This window comes from Amycolatopsis sp. WQ 127309 (assembly GCF_023023025.1).
Classification (GTDB): domain Bacteria; phylum Actinomycetota; class Actinomycetes; order Mycobacteriales; family Pseudonocardiaceae; genus Amycolatopsis.
This window is the reverse complement of record NZ_CP095481.1, coordinates 3465840-3492205: the sequence shown is the minus strand read 5'-3', so window position 1 is coordinate 3492205 and position 26366 is coordinate 3465840. Positions and strand designations below refer to the sequence as shown.

General features: G+C 72.0%; 23 protein-coding genes. 14 read left to right on the top strand and 9 right to left on the bottom strand.

All coding sequences use genetic code 11. From position 1 onward, the window contains the following. Positions 1 to 826 precede the first annotated feature (826 nt). Positions 827 to 3238: a DNA helicase PcrA gene (pcrA, locus tag MUY22_RS16385; RefSeq protein ID WP_247060680.1), complete on the bottom strand. Its 2412-nt coding sequence runs from the start codon at positions 3236 to 3238 to the stop codon at positions 827 to 829. Positions 3239 to 3346: 108 nt separating this feature from the next. Between pcrA and MUY22_RS16380 the strand changes: the two genes are divergently transcribed. The 7 genes from MUY22_RS16380 to MUY22_RS16350 all read left to right on the top strand — a co-directional run bounded on the left by MUY22_RS16380 (position 3347) and on the right by MUY22_RS16350 (position 10357). Next, the gene (locus tag MUY22_RS16380) at positions 3347 to 3772 is read left to right on the top strand and encodes a DUF1707 domain-containing protein (protein WP_247060677.1); all 426 of its coding nucleotides are present in this window, start codon (positions 3347 to 3349) and stop codon (positions 3770 to 3772) included. Between the two features lie 163 nt (positions 3773 to 3935). Next, positions 3936 to 4232 carry a chorismate mutase gene (locus MUY22_RS16375; protein WP_247060676.1) on the top strand — a complete coding sequence of 99 codons (297 nt, stop codon included), beginning with the start codon at positions 3936 to 3938 and terminating at the stop codon, positions 4230 to 4232. 64 nt (positions 4233 to 4296) lie between these two features. Then, positions 4297 to 4611, top strand: a complete 315-nt coding sequence (locus MUY22_RS16370) for a hypothetical protein (protein WP_247060675.1) — start codon at positions 4297 to 4299, stop codon at positions 4609 to 4611. Between the two features lie 335 nt (positions 4612 to 4946). Continuing rightward, on the top strand, positions 4947 to 6209 hold the full coding sequence (locus MUY22_RS16365; protein WP_247060674.1) for a hypothetical protein: 1263 nt from the start codon (positions 4947 to 4949) through the stop codon (positions 6207 to 6209). 260 nt (positions 6210 to 6469) lie between these two features. After that, entirely contained in the window at positions 6470 to 7339 is an 870-nt protein-coding gene (locus tag MUY22_RS16360) for a hypothetical protein (protein ID WP_247060673.1), read from the top strand. Positions 7340 to 7554: 215 nt separating this feature from the next. Continuing rightward, positions 7555 to 9192, top strand: coding sequence for a serine/threonine-protein kinase (locus MUY22_RS16355; RefSeq protein WP_247060672.1), 1638 nt, complete (start codon positions 7555 to 7557; stop codon positions 9190 to 9192). A gap of 16 nt (positions 9193 to 9208) precedes the next feature. After that, positions 9209 to 10357, top strand: coding sequence for a serine/threonine-protein kinase (locus tag MUY22_RS16350; RefSeq protein WP_247060671.1), 1149 nt, complete (start codon positions 9209 to 9211; stop codon positions 10355 to 10357). On the opposite strand, the gene MUY22_RS16345 is transcribed toward MUY22_RS16350, so the two are convergent. Beyond that, a complete protein-coding gene (locus MUY22_RS16345; RefSeq protein ID WP_247060670.1) occupies positions 10354 to 11256 on the bottom strand; it encodes a LysR family transcriptional regulator in 903 nt (300 codons plus the stop codon). The two genes, MUY22_RS16350 and MUY22_RS16345, sit on opposite strands and share 4 nt — an antisense overlap. A gap of 103 nt (positions 11257 to 11359) precedes the next feature. Here MUY22_RS16345 and MUY22_RS16340 point away from each other — a divergent pair, with 103 nt between their 5' ends. Next, positions 11360 to 12328, top strand: coding sequence for a DMT family transporter (locus MUY22_RS16340; protein ID WP_247060669.1), 969 nt, complete (start codon positions 11360 to 11362; stop codon positions 12326 to 12328). 130 nt (positions 12329 to 12458) lie between these two features. Here the strand turns inward: MUY22_RS16340 and MUY22_RS16335 are convergent, their stop codons facing one another. Together MUY22_RS16335 and MUY22_RS16330 are read right to left on the bottom strand one after the other, a co-directional pair. After that, a complete protein-coding gene (locus MUY22_RS16335; RefSeq protein WP_247060668.1) occupies positions 12459 to 13127 on the bottom strand; it encodes a response regulator transcription factor in 669 nt (222 codons plus the stop codon). 40 nt (positions 13128 to 13167) lie between these two features. Next, a complete protein-coding gene (locus MUY22_RS16330; protein ID WP_247060666.1) occupies positions 13168 to 14493 on the bottom strand; it encodes an ATP-binding protein in 1326 nt (441 codons plus the stop codon). Between the two features lie 178 nt (positions 14494 to 14671). On the opposite strand from MUY22_RS16330, the gene MUY22_RS16325 reads away from it, so the two are divergent. Both MUY22_RS16325 and MUY22_RS16320 read left to right on the top strand, forming a co-directional pair. Then, positions 14672 to 15967: a PspC domain-containing protein gene (locus MUY22_RS16325; protein ID WP_247060664.1), complete on the top strand. Its 1296-nt coding sequence runs from the start codon at positions 14672 to 14674 to the stop codon at positions 15965 to 15967. Continuing rightward, entirely contained in the window at positions 15960 to 16199 is a 240-nt protein-coding gene (locus MUY22_RS16320; protein ID WP_247060662.1) for a hypothetical protein, read from the top strand. Before MUY22_RS16325 ends, MUY22_RS16320 begins: the two co-directional genes overlap by 8 nt. A gap of 65 nt (positions 16200 to 16264) precedes the next feature. On the opposite strand, the gene guaA is transcribed toward MUY22_RS16320, so the two are convergent. Next, a complete protein-coding gene (guaA, locus tag MUY22_RS16315) occupies positions 16265 to 17821 on the bottom strand; it encodes a glutamine-hydrolyzing GMP synthase (RefSeq protein WP_247060660.1) in 1557 nt (518 codons plus the stop codon). A 125-nt stretch (positions 17822 to 17946) separates the two neighbouring features. Here guaA and MUY22_RS16310 point away from each other — a divergent pair, with 125 nt between their 5' ends. Together MUY22_RS16310 and MUY22_RS16305 are read left to right on the top strand one after the other, a co-directional pair. Next, the gene (locus tag MUY22_RS16310; protein WP_247060659.1) at positions 17947 to 18492 is read left to right on the top strand and encodes a DinB family protein; all 546 of its coding nucleotides are present in this window, start codon (positions 17947 to 17949) and stop codon (positions 18490 to 18492) included. A 92-nt stretch (positions 18493 to 18584) separates the two neighbouring features. Next, positions 18585 to 19055, top strand: a complete 471-nt coding sequence (locus tag MUY22_RS16305) for a hypothetical protein (RefSeq protein ID WP_247060657.1) — start codon at positions 18585 to 18587, stop codon at positions 19053 to 19055. Here MUY22_RS16305 and MUY22_RS16300 read toward each other — a convergent pair. Further along, positions 19043 to 19648, bottom strand: coding sequence for a rhomboid family intramembrane serine protease (locus MUY22_RS16300; protein WP_247060655.1), 606 nt, complete (start codon positions 19646 to 19648; stop codon positions 19043 to 19045). The two genes, MUY22_RS16305 and MUY22_RS16300, sit on opposite strands and share 13 nt — an antisense overlap. A 74-nt stretch (positions 19649 to 19722) precedes the next feature. Between MUY22_RS16300 and MUY22_RS16295 the strand changes: the two genes are divergently transcribed. Further along, positions 19723 to 20757: a zinc-dependent alcohol dehydrogenase family protein gene (locus MUY22_RS16295; protein WP_247060653.1), complete on the top strand. Its 1035-nt coding sequence runs from the start codon at positions 19723 to 19725 to the stop codon at positions 20755 to 20757. Positions 20758 to 20812: 55 nt separating this feature from the next. Then, the gene (locus MUY22_RS16290; protein WP_247060651.1) at positions 20813 to 22258 is read left to right on the top strand and encodes an aldehyde dehydrogenase family protein; all 1446 of its coding nucleotides are present in this window, start codon (positions 20813 to 20815) and stop codon (positions 22256 to 22258) included. Between the two features lies 1 nt (position 22259). On the opposite strand, the gene MUY22_RS16285 is transcribed toward MUY22_RS16290, so the two are convergent. The 3 genes from MUY22_RS16285 to MUY22_RS16275 form a co-directional block, all read right to left on the bottom strand. Next, complete coding sequence (locus MUY22_RS16285) at positions 22260 to 23795, bottom strand: FAD-dependent oxidoreductase (protein WP_371827621.1); 1536 nt, start codon at positions 23793 to 23795, stop codon at positions 22260 to 22262. Positions 23796 to 23913: 118 nt separating this feature from the next. Further along, positions 23914 to 24636, bottom strand: a complete 723-nt coding sequence (locus MUY22_RS16280; protein WP_247060648.1) for a maleylpyruvate isomerase N-terminal domain-containing protein — start codon at positions 24634 to 24636, stop codon at positions 23914 to 23916. Between the two features lie 10 nt (positions 24637 to 24646). Continuing rightward, entirely contained in the window at positions 24647 to 26359 is a 1713-nt protein-coding gene (locus MUY22_RS16275) for a GMC family oxidoreductase (protein ID WP_247060646.1), read from the bottom strand. Between the last annotated feature and the right edge of the window lie 7 nt (positions 26360 to 26366).

Here is a 26366-nt window from a genome sequence, read left to right as displayed (position 1 = left end):
CGCGCGGCCGGGGTGTCGAAACCGTCCGCGGCTCCCTGAGCTGCCGGTGACGGCCGGAGACGCCCACCGGCCACGGGGATCACCGCAGGCTCGACGCGCCACTCCGGACACAGGTCCTCGACGCGGCGGCCGACCACAGGGCTCGCCGCCCCTTCGACCGGCGGCTCGAGCCTCGCACGACGCCGGAACACCGGCAGCGCCACAGAGCGCCTCAAGACTTCGCCGGTGGTTCGGACCACCGATCGCACCCCGGCGCCCGCCCAGCACGCCCTCAGCGCCGGGAACCACCTACCGGTGACCGCCCGGCAACCGGCGGATGAAGTACCCCACCGCGACCTGCCACACCGTGCACAGCTCCGCCGGTCTTCGCACCGGCAGCCAGCCCCACGCCACCGAGGCCGGCTCGGTCTTCGCGGAGCGGACACGCGCGGCTCTCCGGGCCCTGGTCGTCCAGCGGCGTCCCCGGCCGCAGGTGACACAGTGCCCGTCCGCGCCGAGCTCGTGCTGCCTGAGCAGCGCTCGCCAGGCGGCGGCCAGCCGGCACGCCTCCGCTCCCGCACGCGAGGTGCTTCCCGAAGCCCCCGATGGCTCCCGACCCCGATCCGGAACCGTCGTCTCCAGGACTCCTCGCAAGTATTTTCGTACCCCTTCGGCCAGCAGACCAAACAGCACCGCGTCCACACCACGTTCTCCCTTCGTCGAACTCGTGTTCGATCACGGGGTCAGTTCTACCGGTGGGGTACGACGATTCCGGCGGCGATCGCGGAGATCGCCGCCGGAATCACTCGGACGGGTGGTGCGGCCCTGAACAGGGCCGATGACCGGGCTAGAGCTTCACCATCGGGACGCTGCCGATCAGCATCAGCCGGACCTTGCCGGCCGCGCCGAAGTCGATCGTCGCCGTCGCGCGCGGGCCGACGCCGTCGCACGAAACCACCGTGCCCAGGCCGTACTTGTCGTGGCTGACGCGGTCGCCGACGTCCAGCTTCAGCGCCACCGTGTCCTTCCAGCCCTTGCCGAAGGAGCTGACACCGGGAGAAGGCGCGGACGAAGACCGGTTGCCCCACGTGGTCGCCGCCCGCGGCGTGCCGCGCGAACCGCTGCCGAACGACCCGAAACCGCGGTTGGACGGCTCCAGGCGCCGCCAGTCGACGAGGTCCGGCGGCAGCTCGTCCAGGAACCGCGAAGCCGGGTTCATCGAGGGCTGGCCCCACGCCGACCGCGTGATCGCGCGCGAGACGTAGAGCCGCTTGCGGGCCCGCGTGATCGCGACGTACGCGAGCCGCCGTTCCTCGGCCAGCTCGGCCGGGTCGCCCAGCGCCCGCATGTGCGGGAAGACGCCGTCCTCCCAGCCGGTGCAGAACACGACCGGGTACTCCAGGCCCTTCGCGGTGTGCACGGTCATCAGCGTGACCACGCCCGCGCCGCCGTCGCCTTCTTCGCCGCCGTCGGGCGACGGCACGGAGTCGGCGTCCGCGACCAGCGAGACGCGCTCCAGGAACGCGGGCAGCGAATCCGGCGCCGGGACGCCTTCGTCGACGATCAGCTCGGCGTTCTCGTCCGCGACGATCTCGGCGGTCAGCTCGGTGAACTCCCGCGCGACCGTGACGAGCTCGGTCAGGTTCTCCACGCGCGAAGCGTCCTGCGGGTCTTCCGACTCCTCGAGCTCGACGCGGTAGCCGGTCTTGTCCATCACGGCTTCGAGGACGTCGTGCACCTCGGCGCCGTCCGCGATCATCGTGCCCAGCTCGTCGAGGATCGCGACGAACCCGCCGATCGCCTTGACCGAGCGCGGGTTCAGCAGCGGCACCTTGTCCTCGACGGCGTCGCGCAGCGCCTGCGCGAACGAGATCCGCTCGCGCTCGGCGTGCGTCGCCACGACGGCTTCGGCGCGGTCGCCGATGCCGCGCTTGGGCACGTTCAGCACGCGCCGCAGGCTGACCGTGTCCTCCGGGTTCGCCAGCACACGCAGGTACGCGATCATGTCGCGGACTTCCCGGCGCTCGTAGAACCGCACGCCGCCGACGACCTTGTACGGCAGGCCGAGCCGGATGAAGATCTCTTCGAAGACCCGGGACTGGTTGTTGGTGCGGTAGAAGACGGCGACGTCGGAGTAGTCGGCTTCGCCCTTCTCCGCCAGCGCGTCGATCTCGTTCGCGACGAACGCGGCTTCGTCGTGGTCGTTGTCCGAGACGTAGCCGACGATCTTCTCGCCGTCGCCCGAGTCGGTCCACAGCCGCTTCGCGCGGCGGTTCGGGTTCCGCTCGATGACGGCGTTGGCCGCGGACAGGATCGTCTGCGTGGAGCGGTAGTTCTGCTCCAGCAGGATGGTGTGCGCGTTCGGGAAGTCCCGTTCGAACTCTTCGATGTTCCGGATCGTCGCGCCGCGGAAGGCGTAGATCGACTGGTCCGCGTCACCGACGACGACCAGCTCGGCCGGCTCGACGCCCGACTCGTTCGGCGTGGTCCCGGCCAGCTCGCGCACGAGGGTGTACTGCGCGTGGTTCGTGTCCTGGTACTCGTCGACCAGCACGTGGCGGAAGCGCCGCCGGTAGTACTCGGCGACGGCCGGGAACGCCTGCAGCAGCGAGACCGTGCGCATGATGAGGTCGTCGAAGTCGAAGGCGTTGGCCTGGTTCAGCCGCCGCTGGTACTCGACGTAGACCTCGGCGACGCGGCGTTCGAGGTCGTTGGCCGCGTTGGCCGCCGCCTCGTCCGGGTCGACGAGCTCGTTCTTCAGGTTCGAGATGTGGATGGCGAGCGTGCGGGCGGCGTAGCGCTTCGGGTCGATGTCGAGGTCCCGCGCCACGAGCGTGATGAGCCGCTTGGTGTCGTCCGAGTCGTAGATGGAGAAGCTCGACGACATGTCCAGCGTCTTGGCTTCCCGGCGCAGGATCCGCACGCACATCGAGTGGAACGTGGAGACCCACATCGCGTTGGCGCGGCGCCCGACGAGCGCGGCGACGCGCTCGCGCATCTCGGCGGCGGCCTTGTTGGTGAACGTGATCGCCATGATTTCGCCGGGGTGCACGTGCCGTTGCCCGAGGAGGTAGGCGATCCGGCGGGTCAGCACCCGGGTCTTGCCCGAGCCCGCACCCGCGACGACCAGCAGCGGGCCACCGGCGTGGGTGACGGCTTCGCGCTGAGCGGGGTTCAGGTCGTCGAGCAGATCGGCCTGCCCGCCGGAGGCGGGCTTGCGCGCGGGGGTCTCGGCGGGGAGATCGAAGAGGGTGTCCATCGCCTGTCCACGCTACCCCGGGCGGGTGGGCTACCGCGCCAGGCGTAGCGGGAGATGTCGCCTGGCGTCCGACGCGCCGCCGGCCCGCCGCGCGGAGCATCGGCGGGTATGGAAGACATCCGCCCCGCCCGCATCCGGGCCGCCGACGCCGATCGCGAGCGCGTCGCCACCATCGTCCAGTCCGCCGGCGCCGAAGGCCGGCTCACCCTCGACGAGGTCGAAGAGCGCCTCACCCACGTCTATTCCGCGCGGTTCACCGACGAGCTGACCGCGCTCACCGCCGACCTGCCGCGGCCCGTGCCGCAGTGGTCCGGCTTCCCGCTCTCCCTGGCCGCGTTGCGCCGCCATCCCGCGCTGCGGCTGCACCTCGCCGTGGTGGTCGCCATCGCGGTGGTGGCGATCGTGCGGTGGGCCGTGCTGGGCGCCGGGTTCTTCTGGCCCGCGTTCCCGATGTTCTGGCTCGCGGCGAGCCTCTTCATTCATGCCGGGGTCCGCTCGGCACGGGAACGCGTCCGGACGCCTGTGCCATACTGAACCCATGCGGCACCACGCAAAGCGATTTTTCTACGGGACCCGGACCCCGGCTCCCGTGATCGCGTAGTGCCCGAACCCGCCATCACGCCAGCCCCGGAGTCCACGGACCCGGGGCTGTCGCCGTCCCTGGGGCCGGATCCGGGCTTCAAGGAAGAGGTTCCCGATGAACGCACAAGCGACGAACGCCGACGGCCAGCCCGCCGAGGACACTCCCGCCGGTGACGACATCGCGTCGCTGCGGCAGGAGATCGACTGGCTCGACAAGGAGATCCTGCGGCTGGTGAAGCGCCGGGTCGAGGTGTCCAAGACGATCGGGGCGGCGCGGATGGCCGCCGGCGGCACGCGCATCGTCTACAACCGCGAGATGGACGTCCTCGCGCGCTACCGCGAGCTGGGTCCCGACGGCCGTCAGCTGGCCATGGCGCTGCTGAACCTGGGCCGCGGGCGGCTCGGCCGGTAACGGTTGACCGAATTCGGGGTCTTCCCCGAGGCACCGGTGGCCCCGGTACGGGCAGACTGGGGCCATGGACTGGATCGTGAACCTCATCGCCGTCATCGTCGCTCTCGCGAGCGTGCTGGCCGCACTGGGCCATGTGGGTTATCTGGCCCTGCTCAACAACGCGGCGGGTAAGCGTGCCGGCGGTGCTCCGGTCGCGCAGTACGTCCGCGGCCGGTGGGCGGTTGCCGGCGGTACCACTGCGGCGTCACTGTTCGCCTGGCTGCTCACGGCCGGGGGACCGACGCTCGACATCTTCGCGATCATCGTCGCTGCGGGTAGCGGCGTGGTGGCCACGAAGGCGCTGCAGTCGACCCGGGATCGCTACCGCACCGGCGGCTGAATCCCGCTGAGCTGCGGCGATCGCGCTGCGTGAAGTTTCGCAGCGCCCGTCTCCCCCTTTCGGTCGCGCCCGACCGAGTGAAACCTCTGCAACTTGCAGGTTTGGGGGCGACTTTCTACGCCGGATGCTCCTAGGGTTGACGCCGTGAGGACCCTTGCGCCTGGGTCGGGCGACGCCCGGAAGGCGCGCGGGGGCACTGGCCCCGCGCGTCCATTCTCGCATGCGCGTGCATCTGCGCAGGATTCCGAACAGGATTCCGCGCGTGAGGGTGCTCCGTTCGGGTTGACCCGGCCCCGGTCGGCGTCACACCCGAACCGGCAGGTGGTCGAATCCGCATGAGCAACGGCACGGAGTTCCACGGCCGCGGCACCGCCCCCGCGCACCCCGGACGGCACCGGCAGGGCGTCACCGACGGCTGGACGCCGACGGCGCCGCCGTACCGCCCCGTGCGGCACTGCGCGGACGACACGGCGCCGATCGACGTGCCGGTGTCCGGCTCGCTCCCGCTCCCCCAGCCCAGCCGGCCGCTGCTGCCCCAGCCGCGCGACCGGCGGCCCGCGCTCTTCCCCGCCGCGCAGGGGAACCTGCCGCTGGCCGAAGCCCCCGAGATGCCCGAGGCCCCCGACTTCGGCGACCCGGGAACGGGACCCGTCTCGATGCCCGACACCGAGTCCCGCGCGGAACAGGCCGCCCGGCGCACCCGGGTGTCGCTCGCCAACCCGAAGCCGCGCCGCCCGGAGCCCGACGACGACGAGGTCCGGATCTACGCCGCCCCGCCGATCGACGCCATCGACGGGCTCGGCGGCTTCACCATCGGCTCGGTGCCCGCGTCGGTGACCCCGCCGAAGACGTGGCGGAAGGCGGCCTGGTTCGCCACGGGCGCGTCCGGTGCCGTGGTCGTCGGCCTGCTCTTCGCCGGTTCCTTCCTGATGGGCAAACCGCCGATGGACCAGGCCGTGCAGGGCGCGTGGCCGGGTTACCAGGGCGCGCCGACGGTCGACGACCCGGTGAACGGCGGCGGCGACCGGCCGCAGCAGCCGACCTCCCGCCCCGGCGGGTCCGCGACCGGCCCCGACAGCACGTCGCAGCAGCAACAGCAGGACGACGCGACCGGCACGAGCAGTGGCGGGGGCGCCGGGCCGGTCGACGGCACGGTCCCGCCGCCCCCCGAACACCCTTCGGGCTCTTCGGGGTCGACGACCACCGGCGACACGGCCACGACGAGCGGCCTCCCGCAGAAGCCGCCGGTCACCGCGGCCGAGCGCGAAACCCCGGTGAAAGCGCCGTGGTGGTACTCCTTTCCGCCCGACGTCCAGACGCTGGGCGACAACTCGGAGAAGTTCTTCAACACGGTCACGACCGACCCCGGCACGGCGTCGACGGTGACCACCGGCGAGCTGCACGACCAAGGCCCGCACGCGCTCGCCGAGCGGTACGCCGGCATCGCGTACTTCGAGGTCAAGAAGGTCAGCATCGACCAGCAGCGCGGCGTCACGGTGAACACCGTCGAGATCACGCACGATGACGGGACCAAGACGATCGAGGAGCGCACGCTGGCGTTCGGGGACGGCGACAAGATCAGCAGCGACGGTCAGTAGTCGATCTTGCACGTGCGGTTCGCCCGTTCCGATGCACGTGCGGTGCGCCCAGCGGTTATGCCTGGTCCGGGTGGGTGACATAAGCTGCCGCTCGTCGTATCGCGACGGCATTCCGGCGACAGAGCCTGGTGGTTGCCGTCCGCACAGGGTTACCTGGCGACAGTGGCTCCGGATCCGGTCACGAGTCGGCCATCCGGAGCAACGGATACCCGGCCGAACGGCCGAGTGCCCGTCCCCGGAACCCCAGAGCGAGGACTTTCGTGCTTGATCGGCAGCGCACTCGGCGTGAGGCACCCAACGCCGTCCGCGTCGAGGACGTGATCCCGGCCGAGATTCTCGACGGCGTCGGTGACGCCGATCGCGACTACCTCGAGCAGGTCTTCCGCGATCCGCAGAAGTTCCTGCCGCCGCGCCCGGAACCGGTCCGCGACGCCGAGCAGGCCGACGACCAGGGTGAGCCGGAGAGCCGCTTCGCCCGCCGGGCCAAGCTGGCCGGGCTCCTCGCCGCCGGCGCGCTCGTCGCCGGAGCCGTCATCGCCGCACCCATGCTGACCAGCGCGCACCGCGCCGTCTCCGCGGGCGACACAGCCACGCCGGCCGACTTCACCGGAGCCGCGGAGCTCGGCGGCCTCGCCGTCCCGCAGCGCCAGGCCGGTGGCGGGGCACCGGAGCAGTCCGGCCCGACCACCCCGCAGGGCACGCACTCCGGTGGCGCGCCGTCGGCCCAGGAGTCGACGTCCGGTGGCAGCCCGCAGTCCGACACCACGGCCCCGAAGTCCGACACCACGGTGCCGGACGCGGCGGCCGATCCGCGCAGCGCGACCCGGAAGATCCAGGCCGTCAAGAACTTCTACGCCGCGATCGCCAAGAACTCGGACGGCGCGCTGGCCCTGCTGAGCCCGACGCTGGCCGACGGCGCGGCCGGTGAGCTCGTCCGCACCTGGAGCGCGATGGACGCCATCGACGTCCAGGAAGCCGACACGCAGATCAAGCCGGACGGCTCGATCGTCGCGGTCGCCACGCTCCACCGGCCGGACGGCGCGCTGGTGCGCGTGACCCAGCTGTTCCGGGTCGCCGACACGGGCGGGTTGATCACCGAAGCCGAGCTCGTGTCCGCCCAATACATGTAGCCCAGCGCGATCACTCCTTCACCCGTGGTTCAAGTGCCTGTACCGGATTCGTGTGCGCAGAGTGAGCGCCTAGCCTTGTCACGCGTCGGTCTCGGAAAAGCCGGCACACAGCCCACGACATGTGCATACGCTCCAGCGAAGCGGCGTGCGCCTGGCCGCGTCACCGGGAACCCATCCTCACGCCCTGGTGAAGTCGGAGCCCAAAGGGAGGTCGCGTGAGCGACGAGGGTCGCCTGGTCGCCGGTCGGTACCGCATCGACGGCCGGATCGGCACGGGCGCGATGGGGGCCGTCTGGCAGGCGCACGACGAAGTCCTGGGCCGCACCGTGGCCATCAAGCAGCTCCTGCTCCATTCCCACCTGGACGAGCACGACGCCGAGGACGCCCGCCAGCGCACGATGCGCGAGGGCCGGATCGCGGCCCGGCTGCACCACCCGAACGCCATCTCCGTGTTCGACGTCGTCACCGACGACAACGGCCAGCCGTGCCTGATCATGGAGTACCTCAACTCCACCAGCCTGGCCGCCGTGCTGCAGGAACGCCGCACGCTGCCGCCGACCGAGGTGGCGCGCATCGGCGCCCAGGTCGCCGCGGCGCTGCGCGAGGCGCACGCGGTCGGCATCGTGCACCGCGACATCAAGCCGGGCAACATCCTGCTCGGCGGCAACGGCGTCGTGAAGATCACCGACTTCGGCATCTCCCGCGCCAAGGACGACGTCACGGTCACCAAGACCGGGATGATCGCCGGCACGCCCGCGTACCTTGCTCCCGAGGTCGCCATCGGGGGTGATCCCGGTCCGGAGTCCGACGTGTTCTCCCTCGGGTCCACGCTCTACGCCGCGTGTGAGGGCCAGCCGCCGTTCGGCCTGTCCGAGAACACGCTGAGCCTGCTGCACGCCGTCGCCGCCGGGCAGATCAACCCGCCGCGCCAGTCCGGGCCGCTGGCGAGCGTCCTGGCCGTGCTGCTTCACCCGGACATCGAGCACCGGCCGACCGCCGAGGAGTGCGAGGAGCTGCTCGCCGCCGTCGCGCGGGGCGAGCTGCCGCTCGGCGGGCCGGCCGAAGAGACCGTGCTGGCCCCCGCGGCCGGGGTGCTCGGCGCGGCCGCCCTCGCCGACCCCGGCGCGACCCAGATGTTCGACGAGATCCCCGCGGGCCACTCCGGCACGCTGCTGGGTGGCGGCGCGGCGCCGACGCAGGCCGTGCCGTTCTACGACGATGACGACTACGCCGAGGGCACCGGCTACCCCGAGGACGACTACGACGGGTACGACCAGTACCCGGAGGACCGCCGGTACGCCTCGACCGGCGGCGTCCCGCCCGGCCTCGCCGCGACCCGCGCGGTGCCCGTGCCGCCGCACGGCCAGCAGGACCCGTACGCGGACGACCAGTACGACGACTTCGACGACGAGCCGGCCCCGCCGCCGCCTCCCCCGCGGCAGCGGCCGCAGGCGAGCCCGCCGCCGGACGACGACGACAAGCCCGGCGCCTGGAAGCGCCCGGCGATCATCGGCGGCATCGTGGTCATCGGCCTGGTCGCGCTGGGTGTCTGGCTGCTGAGCCCGAACAACCCGGAAGCGCCCGCGACGCCGGTGTCGAGCAACAAGCCGACGGTCGCCGCGACGACGGAGTCGCTGCCGTCGACGACCGAGGAGCCGACGGATACGGTGACACTGCCGTCGACGACCGAGGAAGCGACCTCGTCGTCGAAGCGGACGACGCCGCGGCAGACCGAGCCGCAGCAGACGACGCCGAAGACCACGCCGAAGACGACGACGTCGGAGGCGACAACTACTCCGACGACGCCTACTACGCCGCCGACGGAGACCTCTCCGACCGGCACCAATCCCTGACAGCCCGAGGTTTGTGTTGAGTTCCGAAGGCACCATCGTCGGCGGCCGGTTCCGGCTGGACCAGCCGATCGGCCGCGGCCGCGCCGGGATCGTGTGGCTGGCGTTCGACACTCGGCTGTTCCGCACCGTCGCGATGAAGCGGATGTACCTCCCGGTCGGCGCCGGTGACCGCGCCGAGCAGGCGCGCGCGGCCGCGATGCAGGAGGGCAAGGACGCGGCCCGGATCGAGCACGCGTCCGCGATCAAGGTGTTCGACGTGCTGCCCGAGGGCCAGGACGTCTGGCTGGTGATGGAGTACATCCCGTCGCGCAGCATGGCGACGTTCCTCGCCGAGCACGGCCGGCTCACCCCGGACCAGGCGGCGGCGCTGGGGATCCAGCTCGGCAACGCGCTCGCCGCGATCCACGCGGCCGGGTTCGTGCACCGCACGCTCGAACCGGGCACCGTGCTGCTCGCCGACGACGGCGGCGTGAAGCTCACCGACATCGGCATCAGCGGCGGCGGGCCGAGCCCCGCGTACGTGGCCCCCGAGGTGGCGCGCGGCCTGCCGCCGTCGCCGCCCGCGGACGTCTTCTCCCTCGGCTCGACGCTCTACACCTCGGTGGAGGGCGTGCCGCCGTTCGGCGACGACGGGCAGTCCTCGGAGCGCCCGGCGCAGAACGCCGGCGTGCTCACCGCGGCGCTGCGCAAGATGCTGCGCGCGGACCCGGCGACCCGGCCGACGATGGCGGACACCGTCCGGGCGCTGAGCGCGATCACCGAAGGCCGGGAGACGGCGTTCATCCCGCCGACCGCGCCCGGGATCCCGCCGCCGCCACCCCCGCCGCCCCCGCCCTTCAACCCGGCGCACACGCCCGCGGCACCGCCGCCGCCGTCGGGACCGCAGTACCAGCAGCAGATCCCGCTCAACACGCCTGCGCCCGGCTACTCCTCGGCGGAGGAGACGCAGCGGATGCAGCCGGTGCCGCCGTCCCAGCAGGCGACGCAGTACGTGCCCGCACCGGTTCCCCAGTCGCCGGCTCCGCAGTCCTCGCAGGCGTCACAGCAGGCGGCGGCCACGGACGAGTGGAACCTCCCGGTGTCGAAGAAAACGCTGATCACCGTGGCCGCGATCCTCGCGGCCGTGCTGGTGGGCATCCTCGTCTCGGAACTGTTCTTCGTTTAAGCCACTTTCGCGGTCGCCGCGCGCATCGCTTCGAGCAGCGTGCGGACGGCCGGGTGTCCCCAGGCGCGTGACGCGACGGCGGCGTGGATCGCCCGGATCGGCTCCGGGTGGCGGATCTTGCGCACGACCACGCCGGGGTGCTGCGAGCCGAGCCCGAGCTCCGGGATCAGCCCGACGCCGATGCCGGCGGCCACGAACCCCTGCGCCGTCTGGTAGTCCTCGGACTCGACGACGACGTTCGGCGCGAAGCCGGCCTGCGCGCAGGCGCCGAGCAGGATGTCGCGGCAGACGCCGGGCAGGCCGTCGACGCCGACCCACGGCTCCTCGGCGAACTCCGTCAGGTCGATGACGCGCTTGCGGGCCAGCGGGTGGGTCTTCGGCAGCACCGCGCGGTACGGGTCGTCCAGCAGGTGCACCAATTCGACGCCCTTGCCGGGCGGGGTCTTGCGCGGGAAGACGGTGATCGCGACGTCGGCCTCGCCCGACTCGACGTCGGCCAGCGGGTCCAGGGGTTCGACGAGCTTGAGGTCGAGGCGCACGCCGGGGTGCTCGCGGCGGACCGCGGCGATGGCGGGCGGGACCAGCGACGCGCCCGCCGTCGCGAAGTAGCGGATGGTGATGCGGCCGATGCGGCCCTCCTTGAGCTCGGTCAGCGCGGCCTCGGCCCGCGCGAGCTCGGTGCTGAGCGTCTCGGCGTGTTCGGACAGCAGCGAGCCCGCCGGGGTCGGCCGGACGCCGCGCCCGACGCGTTCGAGCAGCTCGGTGCCCGCCTCGCGTTCGAGCGCGGACAGCTGCTGGCTGATCGCGGACGGCGTGTAGCCCAGGTTGCGGGCCGCGGCGGTGATCGACCCGCTGGTGATCACGGCGCGGAGGACCTGCATGCGGCGGACGTCGAGCATGGCCCGATCGTACAGCTCGGCTTAAGTGTTCCTGCAGTTATTTGCGCTTGTCCTTACGTCTCGTGGGCACGAAGCTGGCGATGATCGTTGAAGGAGGACAGGGGTGGGCGAGACGAAGACCCTGCTCAGGATCGCCGCGCTGGCGCTGATGTGGGGCTCGAGTTTCTTCTGGATCAAGCTCGGGCTGGGGATGTTCTCGCCGGTGCAGCTGGTCCTGGCGCGGCTCGTGCTGGGCGCGGCCATGCTCCTGCTGCTGTGCAAGCTGCAGCGGGCCCGGCTGCCGCGCGACCGGCGGACGTGGGGGCACCTGACCGTCGCGGCGTTCTTCCACAACGCGCTGCCGTTCCTGCTCTTCGCGATCGGCGAGACGACGGTCGACTCCGGCATCACCGGCGTGCTGAACTCGACGACGCCGCTGTGGGTGCTGCTCGCGGCGCCGATGATGGGGACGTCGTCGCGGATGACCGGGACGCGTCTGGCCGGGCTGCTCGTCGGCCTCGGCGGGATCCTGCTGATCTTCGCGCCGTGGCAGGCGTCGGGCCTGCTGAGCTGGGGCGCGCTGGCCTGCCTCGCGGCGGCGGCGAGCTACGGCTTCGCGTTCGTCTACGAGGGCAAGTACCTGTCGGGGACTCCGCTGTCGCCGTACGCGCTCTCGGCCGGGCAGATGCTGATCGCGAGCGGGTTCCTGCTGCTGGCGCTGCCGGCGGGCGGGTTCACGCCGGTGCACTTCTCGGTGGGGCCGCTGCTCGCGATGCTGGTGCTCGGCATCGGTTCGACGGGCATCGCGTTCGCGCTGAACTACCAGCTGCTGGCGAGCGAAGGCGCGGTGGCGGCCTCGGTGGTCGGCTACCTGCTGCCGGTGGTCTCGGTGCTGCTGGGCGCGGTGTTCCTGGGCGAGCAGCTGAACCTGCGGGTGATCGCGGGGATGGCGGTCGTCCTCGGCGGGGTCGCGCTGACCCGGCTCCAGAAGCCGGAGCGAGGGGTCCTGGAGGAGCCCGGTGACCAAGCGGATGGGCTTGGTGACGACACCACCGGCCGCACGTCCAGGCCTCTCGCTCCACTGGCGGACTGAGGCTCGCTCGGAGTGCCGTCACGAACGGCCCGTTCGCGCAGCCCAAAACGCATCTTTCCTGGAGAAAGTGACGCCTCGGAGGCCGGATCGTGCATCTTTCCTGGTGAAAGTGACGTCCGAGGGGTTGCGGTCAGACCAGACGGCGGTCGGAGGCCCAGCGGGACAGCTCGTAGCGGTTCGACAGCTGGGTCTTCCGCAGGACGCTCGACACGTGCGTCTCGACCGTCTTCACCGAGATGAACAGCTCCGACGCGATCTCCTTGTACGCGTACCCGCGGGCCAGCAGCCGCAGGACGTCGCGCTCGCGGGGGGTCAGCAGGTCCAGCTCGGGGTCGTTGATCGGGGCCGAACCGGGGCGGTCGGCGAAGGCGTCCAGCACGAATCCGGCGAGCCGCGGGGAGAACACCGCGTCGCCGTCCGAGACGCGGACCACCGCGCGGACCAGTTCCTTCGACGAGATCGTCTTCGTGACGTAGCCGCGGGCGCCGGCGCGGATGACCGCGATGACGTCCTCCGCGGCGTCCGACACCGAGAGCGCCAGGAACACGATGTCCGGCAGCTCCGGACGGACCCGGCGCAGGACCTCGGCGCCGCCGCCGTCGGGCATGTGGACGTCCAGCAGCACCACCTGGGGCTTCGTCCGGGCGATCCCGGCCACCGCCTCGGCGACCGAACCGGCCTCGCCGACCACGCGGACCTCGTCCGTGATCGAGTCGAGCTCGGTGCGGACGCCCGCGCGGAACAACGCGTGGTCGTCGACGAGGAAGACCTTGACCGGTTCCCGCTTGCTATCCGTCACGACTCTCCCTCACTGGCCCTGGCCCCCGAGCATAGCCGCCTCACGCCGCCCCCTTGCCCGCTTTCACCGGCATGGCGAGCTGCACTTCGGTGCCCTCGCCCGGCGCGGTCCGCAGCTTGCACGTGCCGCCGTGGCGGGTCATCCGGCCGCGGATCGAGTCGGCGAGGCCGTGGCGGTCGCCCGGGACGACGTCCGGGTCGAAGCCCTTGCCGCGATCGCGGACGAACACCGTGACCGACGTCGGCTCGACCTCGGCGTAGACGCTGACCTCTTCGACCCCGGCGTGCTTGGCGGCGTTGACGATCGCCTCGCGCGCGGCCTGGACCAGGGCGATCAGCGCCTCGTCCAGCTCGGCGTCGCCGACCACGACCTGGCCGACGGAGATCGCGAAGGTGTCCTCGACCTCGCCGCACGCCGTCGCGAGCGCTTCGGACAGCTGTCCCGAAGTCTGGGTCTCCTCACCTTCGGCGGTCTTCTCGACGGGCTTTCCGTAGCCGTTCGGGCCGTAGAGCCAGCCGCGCAGCTCACGTTCCTGGCTACGCGCGAGGCGCGCGACCTCGCGCGGCTGCTCGCTCTGCTTCTGGATCAGCGCCAGCGTCTGCAGCACGGAGTCGTGCAGGTGGGCGGCGATCTCGGCGCGTTCGTCGGTGCGGATGCGGGCCTTGCGCTCGTCGGACAGGTCGCGGACCAGCCGCAGCCAGAACGGCACGGTCAGCACGGCGACGCCGATCAGCGTCGCGATCACCGCGATCAGCGCGAACTGGACCTGGTCGAGGCTGCCGCTGCGGAGCACGACGACGCCGATGCCGGTGATCACCAGCGCGACGCCGGCGACGATCCGGATGGCCGCCGACCAGCCGCCGCCCCCGAGGAAGGCGCCGGCGACGCTGTCCTTCGCGCCGGTGCGCCAGCGGCGGCGCTGCGACTCGTCGGCCTCCCGCCAGACGACGGCCGCACCGATCATGGCGACGGCGAGCGGCACGGCGACCCAGCCGCTGATGAACCCGGTGAGCGTCCCGCTGGCGACGGCGAGGCCGACACCCAGCGCGATCAGCCCGAACGCCTGCTGACGCTCTTTCGACGTCGGCGTCCTCGCGGTTTCTTCGGACTGCTGCTGGACGAACACCCAGAGCAGGCCGTACGCGAGCAGGCCGGCGCCGTTGAGGGCGGCCAGCAACGCGAACCCCGTCCGCACCCAGACAACGGGCACGCCGAGGTGATCGGCGAGACCACCGGCGACGCCGGCGATCGCCCGCCCGGACCGGCGCCGGAACATCTTCGGCGAGGGCGGGACGGTGACGGCCTGCGTCACCGTCTCGGGGACGACGACCTGGTCGTGGGACTCCTGCACGCCGTCCATGGTCACACGCGCGGACGTGGGGGTGCATCGGGGAAACCCCCTGATCCGGTGGATCGGCGCCCTTCCAGCCCACGGAACGGCCGACGAGGCGAAGGCCGGTGGGCAGCCTCGGGGGACCCTCTCCGGGGAGAATCAGGGTCCTTCCCGGATGTCTCCGGGACCGCCGTCGCGCATGCTTTGGCCTATGAGTGGTGCGAGTGAGACACGGGCACCGAAGCCGAGTCCGTTGAACGGCTTCGAGGAGACCGTCAAGGACTTCTGGGGCAGCCGGCCGCGGCGGCCGCACGGTGGGCGCAAGGTCGCCGGGGTGGCCGCGGCGATCGGGAACCGGTACGGGATCGATCCCGTCGTGGTGCGGGTCGCCCTGGTGGTCGCGACGATCTTCGGTGGCTTCGGGGTGACCTTCTACCTGCTGGGGTGGCTGTTCCTGCCCGGCGAGAGCGACGACGTCTCGGGCTTCGAAGGGCTGATCGGACGGGGACGCTCGTCGGTGTCACCGGCGTTCGCCGTGGTGCTGTCGATCCTGACCGTCGTGAGCGTCGGCGGGAGCTTCAGCGGCTCGTGGTTCGACGGCGGCGGCCTCATCAGCTTCGCGCTGCTCGGCATCGCGCTCTACCTGCTGCACCGCAGCCGGGGTCACGAGAACCGGCCGGCCCCGGTCACGCCGCGGTCGCCGGCCGCGGCCTTCACCGGGAACGGAGCCTTCACCATGACCGACACCGCGACCGCCGAAGCGCAGTCGCCGTCCCAGCAGGGCTGGGACCCCCTCGCCGCCGACCCGGCCGGCTGGGACCTGCCCGACGCACCGTCCTACCGGGAACCGCCGCCGCCCGTGCCGCCCAAGGCGTTCAAGGCACCCGTGCCCCGCCACCGCTCGAAGGTGGGCTCGGCGACGTTCGGCCTGGCCGTCGTGACCGCCGGTGGCGGCGTGCTCGCGAACCTCAACGGCGTCACCTGGTTCTCCGCGCAGCACATCATCGGGCTGGTGCTCGGGGTGGTCGGGATCGGCCTGGTCACCGGCGCGTTCGTCCGCGGCGGGCGGGGCCTGATCGGGCTCGCGGTGCCGCTGGCGATCGTCGGGATGATCCTGACGACGGCGCCGTTCCAGAACTTCGACTTCCGCGGCGGCGCCGGCGACCTCACCGTGACGCCGGTCGTGGCGACCGACGTCAAGCCGCTCTACCAGCACGCCGCGGGCGACATCGACCTCGACCTGACCAAGCTGCCCGTCGGTTCGCCGATCACCACGAACGTGGTCAACGGCGCCGGCAACTCGACGATCACCGTGCCGGACACGGCGGACGTCACGTTCGACTGCCGTACCGGCGCCGGTACGACGGAGTGCTTCAACCGGTCGACGGACGGCATCAGCCAGGACTCGCTGACCGGGACGGACTACGGCACCGACGGCGTCGGCGGCCAGAAGATCACCCTGCACGTGTCGAACACGGTGGGCGACGTGGAGGTGCGCCGTGGCTGACCAGAACCCTTACGCCTACGACAATCCGGCCGAAGCAACGCCCGCGCGGCGCGGCGTGGACTTCTTCACCCTGATCGTCGGTGTCGCGACGCTGCTGATCTCGGCGTACGTCCTCTCGGACGGCGCGAGCTGGCTGCCGCACTTCGACTTCCGCTGGGTGATCGCGGGCGGCGCGGTGTTCGTGGGGCTGATGCTCCTGGCCGCGTCGTTCGGCGGCAAACGCCGCCGCTGAGCCAAAACACACCACTCTCTCGAGGCCCCGGATCCCACGCCGGGGCCTCGAGTCCGTCTAAGGCCTTACTCCCACTCGATCGTGCCCGGCGGCTTGGACGTGACGTCCAGGACCACCCGGTTGACCTCCGCCACCTCGTTGGTGATGCGGGTCGAGATCCGCTCCAGGACCTCGTACGGCAGACGCGTCCAGTCCGCGGTCATCGCATCCTCGGACGACACCGGACGCAGGACGATCGGATGGCCGTACGTGCGGCCGTCACCCTGGACGCCGACGCTGCGGACGTCGGCCAGCAGCACGACCGGGCACTGCCAGATGCTGCGGTCCAGCCCGGCCGCCGTCAGCTCCTCGCGGGCGATCAGGTCGGCCGCGCGCAAGGTCTCGAGGCGCTCGGCGTCGACCGCACCGATGATGCGGATGCCCAGGCCGGGTCCGGGGAACGGCTGGCGCTGGACGATCGTCTCCGGCAGGCCCAGCTCGGTGCCGACCTTGCGGACCTCGTCCTTGAACAGCAACCGCAGCGGCTCGACGAGCTCGAACTGCAGGTCGTCCGGCAGGCCGCCGACGTTGTGGTGGCTCTTGATGTTGGCCGTGCCCTCGCCGCCGCCGGACTCGACGACGTCCGGGTAGAGCGTGCCCTGGACCAGGAAGCGGTAGTCGCCCTCGGCCTTGAGGTCGCGCTCGGCCTGCTCGAAGACGCGGATGAACTCGCGGCCGATGATCTTGCGCTTCTGCTCCGGGTCGGTGACGCCGGCGAGCGCGTCGAGGAAGCGGTCGCGGGCGTCGACGGTGACCAGGTTGACGCCGGTGGCGGCGACGAAGTCCTGCTCGACCTGGGTGCGCTCCCCCGCCCGCAGCAGGCCGTGGTCGACGAACACGCAGGTCAGCCTGTCACCGATGGCGCGCTGCACCAGCGCGGCCGCGACAGCGGAGTCGACGCCGCCGGACAGGCCGCAGATCGCGCGACCGTCGCCGACCTGCTCGGTGATCCGCTGGACCTGGTCTTCGACGATCGACGACGTCGTCCACTGCGGCTTGATGCCCGCGATGTCGTGCAGGAAGCGGCGCAGCACCTCCTGGCCGTGCGGCGAGTGCGCGACCTCGGGGTGGTACTGGACGCCGGCGAAACGGCGCTCGACGTCTTCGAAGCCGGCGACCACGGCGCCGTCGGAGGAGGCCGTGACGACCGAGCCCTCCGGGGCCTTGGTGACGCTGTCGTTGTGGCTCATCCAGGCGGGCTGGCGCGCGGGCAGGCCGGCGTGCAGGACCCCGCCGTCGCCGGTGACGCGGACCTCGGTGCGGCCGAACTCGCGGACGCCGGTCGGCTCGACGACGCCACCGAGCGCGCTGGCGAGCAGCTGGTGGCCGTAGCAGATGCCGAAGATCGGGACGCCCGCTTCGGTGAGCTTCGGGTCCATGCTCGGGGCGCCTTCGGCGTACACGCTCGAGGGGCCGCCGGAAAGGATGATCGCCGAGGGGTTCTTCGCGAGGAGCTCCTCGACGGACGCGTTGTGCGGCACGACCTCCGAGTAGATCTGCGCCTCCCGGACGCGCCGGGCGATCAGCTGCGCGTACTGCGCCCCGAAGTCCACGACGAGAACCGGACCGGTGGGACTGGGCACCTGGGAACCTCCTGGCGACGGTGGGATTCGCCTCCATCGTCCCAGGTGGGCCGGGTCACCCGGGCCCCGCCCCCACCGTCGAACGAGGACAGCCGCTGTCCGCGAAAGGCTCTACGGTCTGCGGCATGACTGTCGATTGGACCACCCAGCTCGCCGACCAGCTCGACTTCCACTGGCAGAACTTCTTCCGCCCGAAGCTCGACGGCCTCACGGACGACGAGTACCTGTGGGAGCCGGTGCCGGGCTGCTGGACGGTGCGGCCGCGGAAGTCGGACGACGAACCCGGCTCGGGCGAGTTCACCATCGACTTCGCCCACCCCGCGCCCGAACCGCCCCCGGTCACGACGATCGCCTGGCGGCTCAGCCACATCCTGGTCGGCGTGCTCGGCATGCGGACGGCGTCCCACTTCGGCGGGCCCGCGATGGACTACGACTCCTACGACTACCCGGGAACGGCCGCCGGCGCGCTGGGCCAGCTGGACGAGCTGTACGGCCGCTGGATCGCGGGCGTGCGCGCGCTGGACGCCGCCGGCCTCGCCCGGCCGTGCGGCCCGGCGGAGGGCCCGTACGCCGCGGAACCACTGGCCACGCTGGTCCTGCACATCAACCGCGAGACCCTCCACCACGGCGCCGAGGTCCTGCTGCTGCGCGACCTCTATCGCCGCCGCTGACCGAAGATCCTTGTAACGCCGAGTCACCGCCGGTGCGACTCAACGGGTGGAAGGTGGCTCCGACCGGGACCGCCGCCGAGGGGGACCCGCGCATGCTCTACCGACTCCGCCCGTCCGGCCGGCTGACCTGGTGTGACGTGCCCGGGTACGCGGTCTGCCGCGCCGACGACCAGCCGTCGCCCGACTGGGAACGGCTGTCGTGGGTGCCCGCCGAGACGCGGGCGTTCAGCAACGACCTCCTGCGGATCGCCGTCCGGCACGGCGTGCGCTCGGGCAGCGGGCTCGTCCTCGACGCGCGGCACACCGAGGACCTGGGCCGGGCCGACGAGCTGCGCTGCGACCGGATCGCCGCCGCCCACGCCCGGGCGGAGCTGCGCAGCGGCGCGGGCGGCCAGCCGGTGGGGGTGCTCGGCTCGGACACCCGCTGGGAAACCCAGGACTGGGACCGCACCGAGGAAGCCGCGCGCAAGGCCGAGGCGGATCTCGCCGAGATCCTCGCCGTGCCCGTGCAGCCGCACCTGGTCGCGCACTGGCGCCAGCTCGGCGGTCACTACCCGGACTGAGTCGTGACGGGCCGCGGCAGGAGCGCGAAGCCGAGCGCCATGCCCAGCAGGCAGGGCACGCCGTGGTTGTCGTGGACGACCGTGTCGGCCACCGCCAGCACCGGCAACGCCCACGCCAAGACCCGGAACTGCATGGGCAGCACCACGCCGTAGCGGCGCGACGCCACGATGACCAGCACGGCCAGCGCGCCGAGCAGGCCGGCGACGCACATCGAGTTGCCCGCACCGACCGGGTTGAGCCAGACGTAGCTCATGAACTGCCCGAACAACCCGCAGCCGAAGTACAGCACCAGCCACCGCCACCGGCCGAAGGTGCGCTCGGCGAGCGTGCCGAACACCGCCAGCCAGAGCAGGTTCGAGACCAGCCCGAACGCCCAGCCGTCCTGAAAGAACATGCCGGTGAGCAGGCGGTACCACTCGCCGTCGTCGATGCGGGCCGCGTCCCGCACGACGTGGTCGTACAGCGGCGGGTGCACCAGCTGCGCGATCCCGCACGCCAGCGTCACCAGGAAGACCACGCCCGTCAGCACCGGCAGGCGGGGACCGGTGGCGAGGGCCCCGAACGGGTTGCGAGCTGCGGCGCGAGTGGTCATGACGGAAAATCTAGGGGCGACGACGTGGTCGCACCCCCGACGTTTGTCACGTTCCACCCGAGAAAGGCACCTGCATGCGAGCGACAGTCATCTACGGTGCCGGCGACGTGCGGGTGGAGACCGTGCCCGACCCGAAGCTGGTCGAGCCCACCGACGTCGTCCTGCGCGTCGTGCGGTCCTGCATCTGCGGGAGCGACCTCTGGCCCTACGCCGACATGAAGCCGAGCGAGCACGGCCGCCGCATCGGGCACGAGTTCCTCGGCATCGTCGAGGAGACCGGCGCCGACGTGACGACCGTCGCGAAGGGCGACCTCGCCGTCGCGCCGTTCCTCTACTCCGACAACACCTGCGAGTTCTGCCGCGAAGGCCTCCAGACGTCCTGCCTGCACGGCGGCGGCTGGGGCGCGAAGGGCGTCGACGGCGGGCAGGGCGAGGCCGTGCGCGTACCGCAGGCCGACGGCACCCTGGTCAAGCTCCCGCACACCGAGGACGACGCGCTGCTCTCGTCGTTCCTCACGCTGTCGGACGTCTTCTCGACCGGTCACCACGCCGCGGTGAAGGCGCGCGTGAGCGCGGGCCAGAACGTCACCGTCATCGGCGACGGCGCCGTCGGCCTCTCCGCCGTCCTCGCGGCGAAGCGGCTCGGCGCCGACCGGATCGTCCTCATGGGACGCCACCAGGCGCGCACCGACCTCGGCCGCGAGTTCGGCGCGACCGACGTCGTCGCCGAGCGAGGTGACGAAGGCGTCGAGAAGGTCCGCGAGCTGACCGGCGGCCACGGGACGCACGCCGTGCTCGAGTGCGTCGGCACGAAGGGCGCGTTCGAGATGGGCATCGGGGCCGTGCGGGCGGGTGGCGCGGTCAGCCGCGTCGGCCTGCCGCAGTACGACGAGGGCCCGATCGGCGTGGGCGTGTTCCGCCGCAACGTCACCGTCACCGGCGGGGTCGCGCCGGCCCGGCACTACATCCCCGAGCTGCTGCCGGACGTCCTCGACGGCAAGTACCAGCCCGGCAGGGTCTTCGACCGGACCATCGACGTCGAAGGCGTCCCGGACGGCTACCGGGCCATGGCCGGCCGCGAAGCGCTGAAGGTGCTCATCAAGCCGTGACCCGTCCGGGTGGGGGTCCCACGCCGGACTCCTCACCCGGATTACGTTGGTACGCATGGACATGATCACCCCCGAGCCGCGCCCCGCCTGGATCGCCGGCCGCCCCGAACCGGGCGCGACCACCCTCGTCGTGCACCACCCGTACGACGGCAGCGAGGTCGCCACGGTCGCGGTTCCCGGGCCGGAGCAGGTCGAGCGCGCGGTCGTCGCCGCGGTGGCGAGCGCGAAGGAGCTGCGACGGCTGCCCGCGCACGTCCGGGCCGGCGCGCTCGAGCACGTCTCCCGGGTCCTCGCCGCCCGCGCCGACGAGATCGCCGAGGTGATCACGGCGGAGAACGGCAAGCCGCTGAAGTGGGCCGAGGCCGAGGTGAACCGCGCGGTGTCGGTGTTCCGCATCGCCGCCGAGGAGGCCCGCCGGTTCACCGGCGAGGTCCAGCGGCTCGACACCGACCCCGCGGGCGAGGCGCGGATGGCGCTGACCCGCCGCGTCCCGCGCGGGCCGGTGCTCGGCATCGCGCCGTTCAACTTCCCGCTCAACCTGGTGGCGCACAAGGTCGCGCCGGCCCTCGCGATCGGCGCGCCGATCATCGTCAAGCCCGCGCCGCGGACGCCGCTCTCGTCGTTGATCCTGGGTGAGATCCTGGCCGAGACGGACCTGCCGGAAGGCGCGTTTTCCGTGCTGCCACTGGGAAACGAGGAAACGCAGGCGCTCGTCGCCGACCCGCGGCTGCCGGTCGTGTCGTTCACCGGTTCCGGCCCGGTCGGCTGGTCGATCCGCGACGCCGCGCCGCGCAAGCACGTCGTGCTGGAGCTCGGCGGCAACGCGGCGGCCGTCGTGCTGCGCGACTGGCCCGACCCCGAGGGCGCCGCGCACCGCATCGCCACCTTCGGCAACTACCAGGCCGGGCAGTCCTGCATCGCCGTGCAGCGGGTGATCGTGGACGCCGCGATCGCCGGCGAGTTCGTCCCCGAACTGCTGGAAGCCGTGCAGTCGCAGCGGACCGGCGACCCGTACGACCGCAACACCGACGTCGGGCCGGTCGTCGACGAGGCCGCCGCCGAGCGGATCGTCGCGTGGGTCGACGAGGCCGTCGCGGCGGGTGCGAAGCTGCTCACCGGCGGCACGCGGGACGGCGCGACCGTCGCCCCCACGCTGCTCACCGACGTCCCGCCGGACACGAAGGCGTGGTCGGAGGAGATCTTCGGCCCGGTGCTCGCGGTGTCCGTTGTGGACGGTGTGGACGAGGCCTTCCGGTCGGTCAACGACTCCGCGTACGGGCTGCAGGCCGGCGTCTTCACCACCGACGTCCAGCTGGCCTTCCACGCGTCGGCGGAGCTGGAGGTCGGCGGCGTGATCATCGGCGACGTGCCGTCCTACCGCGCCGACCAGATGCCCTACGGCGGGGTCAAGGGCTCCGGCGCCGGCCGCGAGGGCGTGCTCGCCGCGATGCACGACCTCACCGAGGAGCGCGTCACGGTGTTCACCGGCATCGACCTCTGACTCAGACCTGGATGCCCTGCCCGAACCGGAAGACGTTGAAGGGGTCGTACTTCTTCGCGACGTCCTGCAGCCGGTTGACGTTGTCGCCGTAGTAGGCGGTCTTCCAGTCGGGCAGGGCCGGGTCGATGTAGTTGACGTAGCCGCCGCCCGCGCCGGCCGCGGCGAGGCCCGCGACGACGTCGGCGACGGACTGGCTCACCTTGGCCTGGTTCTTCGCCGTCGCCTGCGCGTAGACCTGCACGCTGGCCAGCGCGTCGCGGTGCCAGAACGCGGTGGCGTTCTTGGCCGGTTCACCGACCTTGCCGCCGAGGCCGTCGATGAGCAGGTCGGTGCCGGCGCGGCCGGTGGCGAGCGCGACGACCTTCGCCGCGTCGACCGGGGCCGTGATGATCCGCGACGACCCGAGGAACGACTGGCGGTCCGAGCTGCCCTCGAAGTACTTCATGGCGCCGAGGTAGTCGAGGCTGCGGACGGTGCGCTGCGTCGGCTTCGCGCCGGCGTTGGTGGTCAGGTTGTTCAGCAGCGTGTTCAGCCCGGACGCGCCGCCGACGTAGCAGCCGCCGACCCGGCACTGGACCGGCGAACCGCCCGAAACGACCAGGTTCGCCCACAGCTCCGGCGGCATCGCGGGGATCCACTGCTGCCACGCGTTGAGCACGTCGGCCGCCGAGCCGACCGGGAAGTGCAGCGAGAACACCGTCAGGTTCGGCGCCGGGTCGGTGTCGAAGGTGAACTCGGTGACGACGCCGAAGTTGCCGCCACCGCCGCCGCGCAGCGCCCAGAACAGGTCCGGCTCGGACGTCGCGGACGCCGTCACGAGCTTGCCGTCGGCCGTGACGACCTTGGCGGAGCTGAGGTGATCGCAGGTCAGGCCGTACTTGCGGGCGAGCACGCCGATGCCGCCGCCGAGGGTCAGCCCGGCGATCCCGACCGTCGGGCACGACCCGGCGGGCAGCGCGCGCCCGGCCGCACCGAGCGCCGCGTAGACGTCCTTGAGCTTCGCGCCGGCACCGATCACGGCCTTGGTGCCCTGGACTTCCACCTTGTTCATCGCGGACAGGTCGATGACCATCCCGCCCTCGGGCACGGAGTACCCGGCGTAGCTGTGCCCGCCGCTGCGCGCGGCGATGCTCACGCGGCCGGCGATGGCCTGGACGCACGCCTGCACGTCCTGGGCCGTCGAGGCCTGGGCCACGGCGACGGGGTTGCGGCCGTCGAAGAGCGGGTTGAAGGCGTGCTTGGCGGTCTCGTAGTCGTCGTCACCCGGGCGGAGGAGGCCACCGGTCAGCCGGGTGCGCAGGTCGTCCCAGTTCGGCGGCCCGGTCGGCGGCCTGCTGGTCGTCGGCGAGGCCGGGGGCGCGGTCGTGGGCGCGGTCGAGCCCACGGGCACCGGGCTGCCGCCGGTCGAGCAGGCCGCGGCGACCGCGCCTGCCGCCGAAACGCCCGCGATCCGGAGGAACGCCCTTCGGTCCAGGTCCATACGGGGGTAGACGTCCGGCTGTCCGGCGGGTTGTCCCGCGTCCTGCTCGCTGTCCACATCGGACTCCTCAGCCCCGGGGGAAGCACCCGGCGCGGCCAGTCTAGGTCCGCCGGAGAACATCAACACGCTGAGCCGCTCCGGCTCGATGGGTACACGCGCCCGCGCCGCGGCGCGTTCAGGACCAGGCAGGAACGCGTGGCACGGCACCGTCCAAGGCGGACCCGTCGGACCGGCCGCTCAGCCAGGCCAGCAGCGCGCCGGGCGTGCCCGTGACGGTCTCCTCCGGCGCGTCGCCCATCGTCCACTCGAAGCCGTCGGTGACCAGGCGCAACGCCGGCAGGTGGGCACCGCGGGAGGTGATCGCGTGCTGGACGACGTCCTCGGTGAGCGGGCCGAGCAGGGCCAGCACCTGGTCGAGGTCGGGCCCGATCCCCAGGTCGGCGAGGTGGATGGTCAGCTCGGACAGCCGCATCCGCGCGACGACGGCGCCGGTCACGGGCCCGCCCTGGCGGTTGCGGGCCTCGCGCGCCCAGGCGTCGTCCGGCATGGCCACGGCGTACTGCTCGAACCGCCCGGCCGACGCGACGAAGTCCGCGAGGATGTCCGGCACCGCCTGCCGCGCACCGGCCTCGATGTCCGTGTCGCGAGCCTCGGGGCTGGCGTACATCGGCGTCTCGACACCGGTGTTCGCCCAGGTCAGCAGGTTGCGCAGGCCATCGGCGTTGCGCGCGACGTGCGCCACGACGTGCGCCCGCGTCCAGCCGGGCAACGCACTCGGCGCGCGCAGTTCGGGCTCACCGAGCCCGCCGGCCACGCGGGCCCATTCGTCGTCGAGCCGCCGCACGCCGTCGAGCAATGCGCGTGCCTTCCCGGATGCCTGTTCCGATGCCGTCGTCACGGGCCCGAGTCTAGGACCGCCGCAGGGCTGCCGGGGCGTCCGCCGGGACGGCCGGGTTCTTCGGCGCGATCGGCTCCAGCCGCACGTACGGCACGTCCTGTGTGGGGCGCTCGTCCGGTTCGCCCTTGTTCGGCCAGAACGAGAACGCCCGCTCCGCCTGGGCCGTGATCGTCAGGGACGGGTTCACGCCGAGGTTGGCCGTGATCGCCGCGCCGTCGACCACCGACAGGCCCGGATAGCCGAACACCCGGTGGTACGGGTCGATCACGCCCTCGTCCGTCGTGGCGCCGATCGGGACGCCGCCGATGAAGTGGGCCGTCAGCGGGATGTCGAAGATCTCGCCCCAGGTGCCGCCCGCGAGGCCGCCGATGCGGTCGGCCGTGCGCTCGTTGGCCTCGTGGCCCGCCGGGATGAAGCTCGGGTTCGGCTCGCCGTGGCCCTGCTTCGAGGTGTACTTGCGCCGGCCGAACAGGCCGCGCTTCGTGTACGTCGTGATCGAGTTGTCGAGGCTCTGCATCACCAGCAGGATCACCGTGCGCTCGCTCCAGCGGTAGCCGTTGAGCAGCTTCGCCGTCTGGAGCGGGTGCTTGACCATGAACGACACGGCCTGCCGCCAGCGCGGCACCGGCGAGGCGCCGTCGGTGGCGATGGTCTGCAGCAGGCTCATCGCGTTGCTGCCCTTGCCGTAGCGGACCGGCTCGATGTGGGTGTTCTCGTCCGGGTGAATCGACGACGTGATCGCGACCCCGCGGCTGAAGTTGCGGCTCTCGTCGACGTCGGTGCGCGCGGCGCCGATGATCGCCTCGGAGTTCGTCCGGGTCAGCTCGCCCAGGCGCCGCGACAGCGCGGGCAGCGTGCCGGTGTCCTTCATCTTGTGCAGCAGGTTCTGCGTGCCCCACGTGCCCGCGGCGAAGACGACCTTCTCGGCCGTGATCGTCGTCCGGAACCGGCGGGACGTCGTCCCGGTCTTCTTCAGGTCGACGTCGTAGCCGCCGCCCGAACGGAGCCGGACCGACGTCACCGTCGTGAGCGGGATGACCTGCGCGCCGTCCTGCTCGGCGAGGTACAGGTAGTTCTTGACCAGCGTGTTCTTCGCGCCAACGCGGCAGCCGGTCATGCAGGCGCCGCACTCGGTGCAGCCGGTGCGCGCGGGCCCGGCGCCCCCGAAGAACGGGTCCGCGGCCTTCTCCCCCGGCTTGCCGAAGTAGACGCCGACGGGGGTCGGGTGGAACGAGCCGCCGACGCCCATGTCCTTCGCGACGTCGCGCATCACGACGTCCGACGGCGTGATGGTCGGGTTCGTGACGACCCCGAGCATCCGGCTCGCCTGGTCGTAGTGCGGCGCGAGCTCGGACTCCCAGTCGGTGATGTGCGACCACTGCTGGTCGGCGTAGAACGGCTTCAGCGGCCGGTACAGCGTGTTCGCGTAGACGAGCGACCCGCCGCCGACGCCGGCGCCCGCGAGCACCATGACGTCGTTGAGCATGTGGATGCGCTGGATCCCGTAGCAGCCGACCTGCGGCGCCCACAGGTAGCGCTTGAGGTCCCAGGACGTCTTCGCGAACTCGTCGTCGGCGAACCGGCGCCCCGCCTCGACGACGGCGACCCGGTAGCCCTTCTCGGTGAGCCGCAGCGCCGCGACGCTGCCGCCGAACCCCGACCCGACCACGACGACGTCGTAGTCGAAACCATCTGCACTGGTGGTGGTGTTACTGGCAGTCACACCTTGA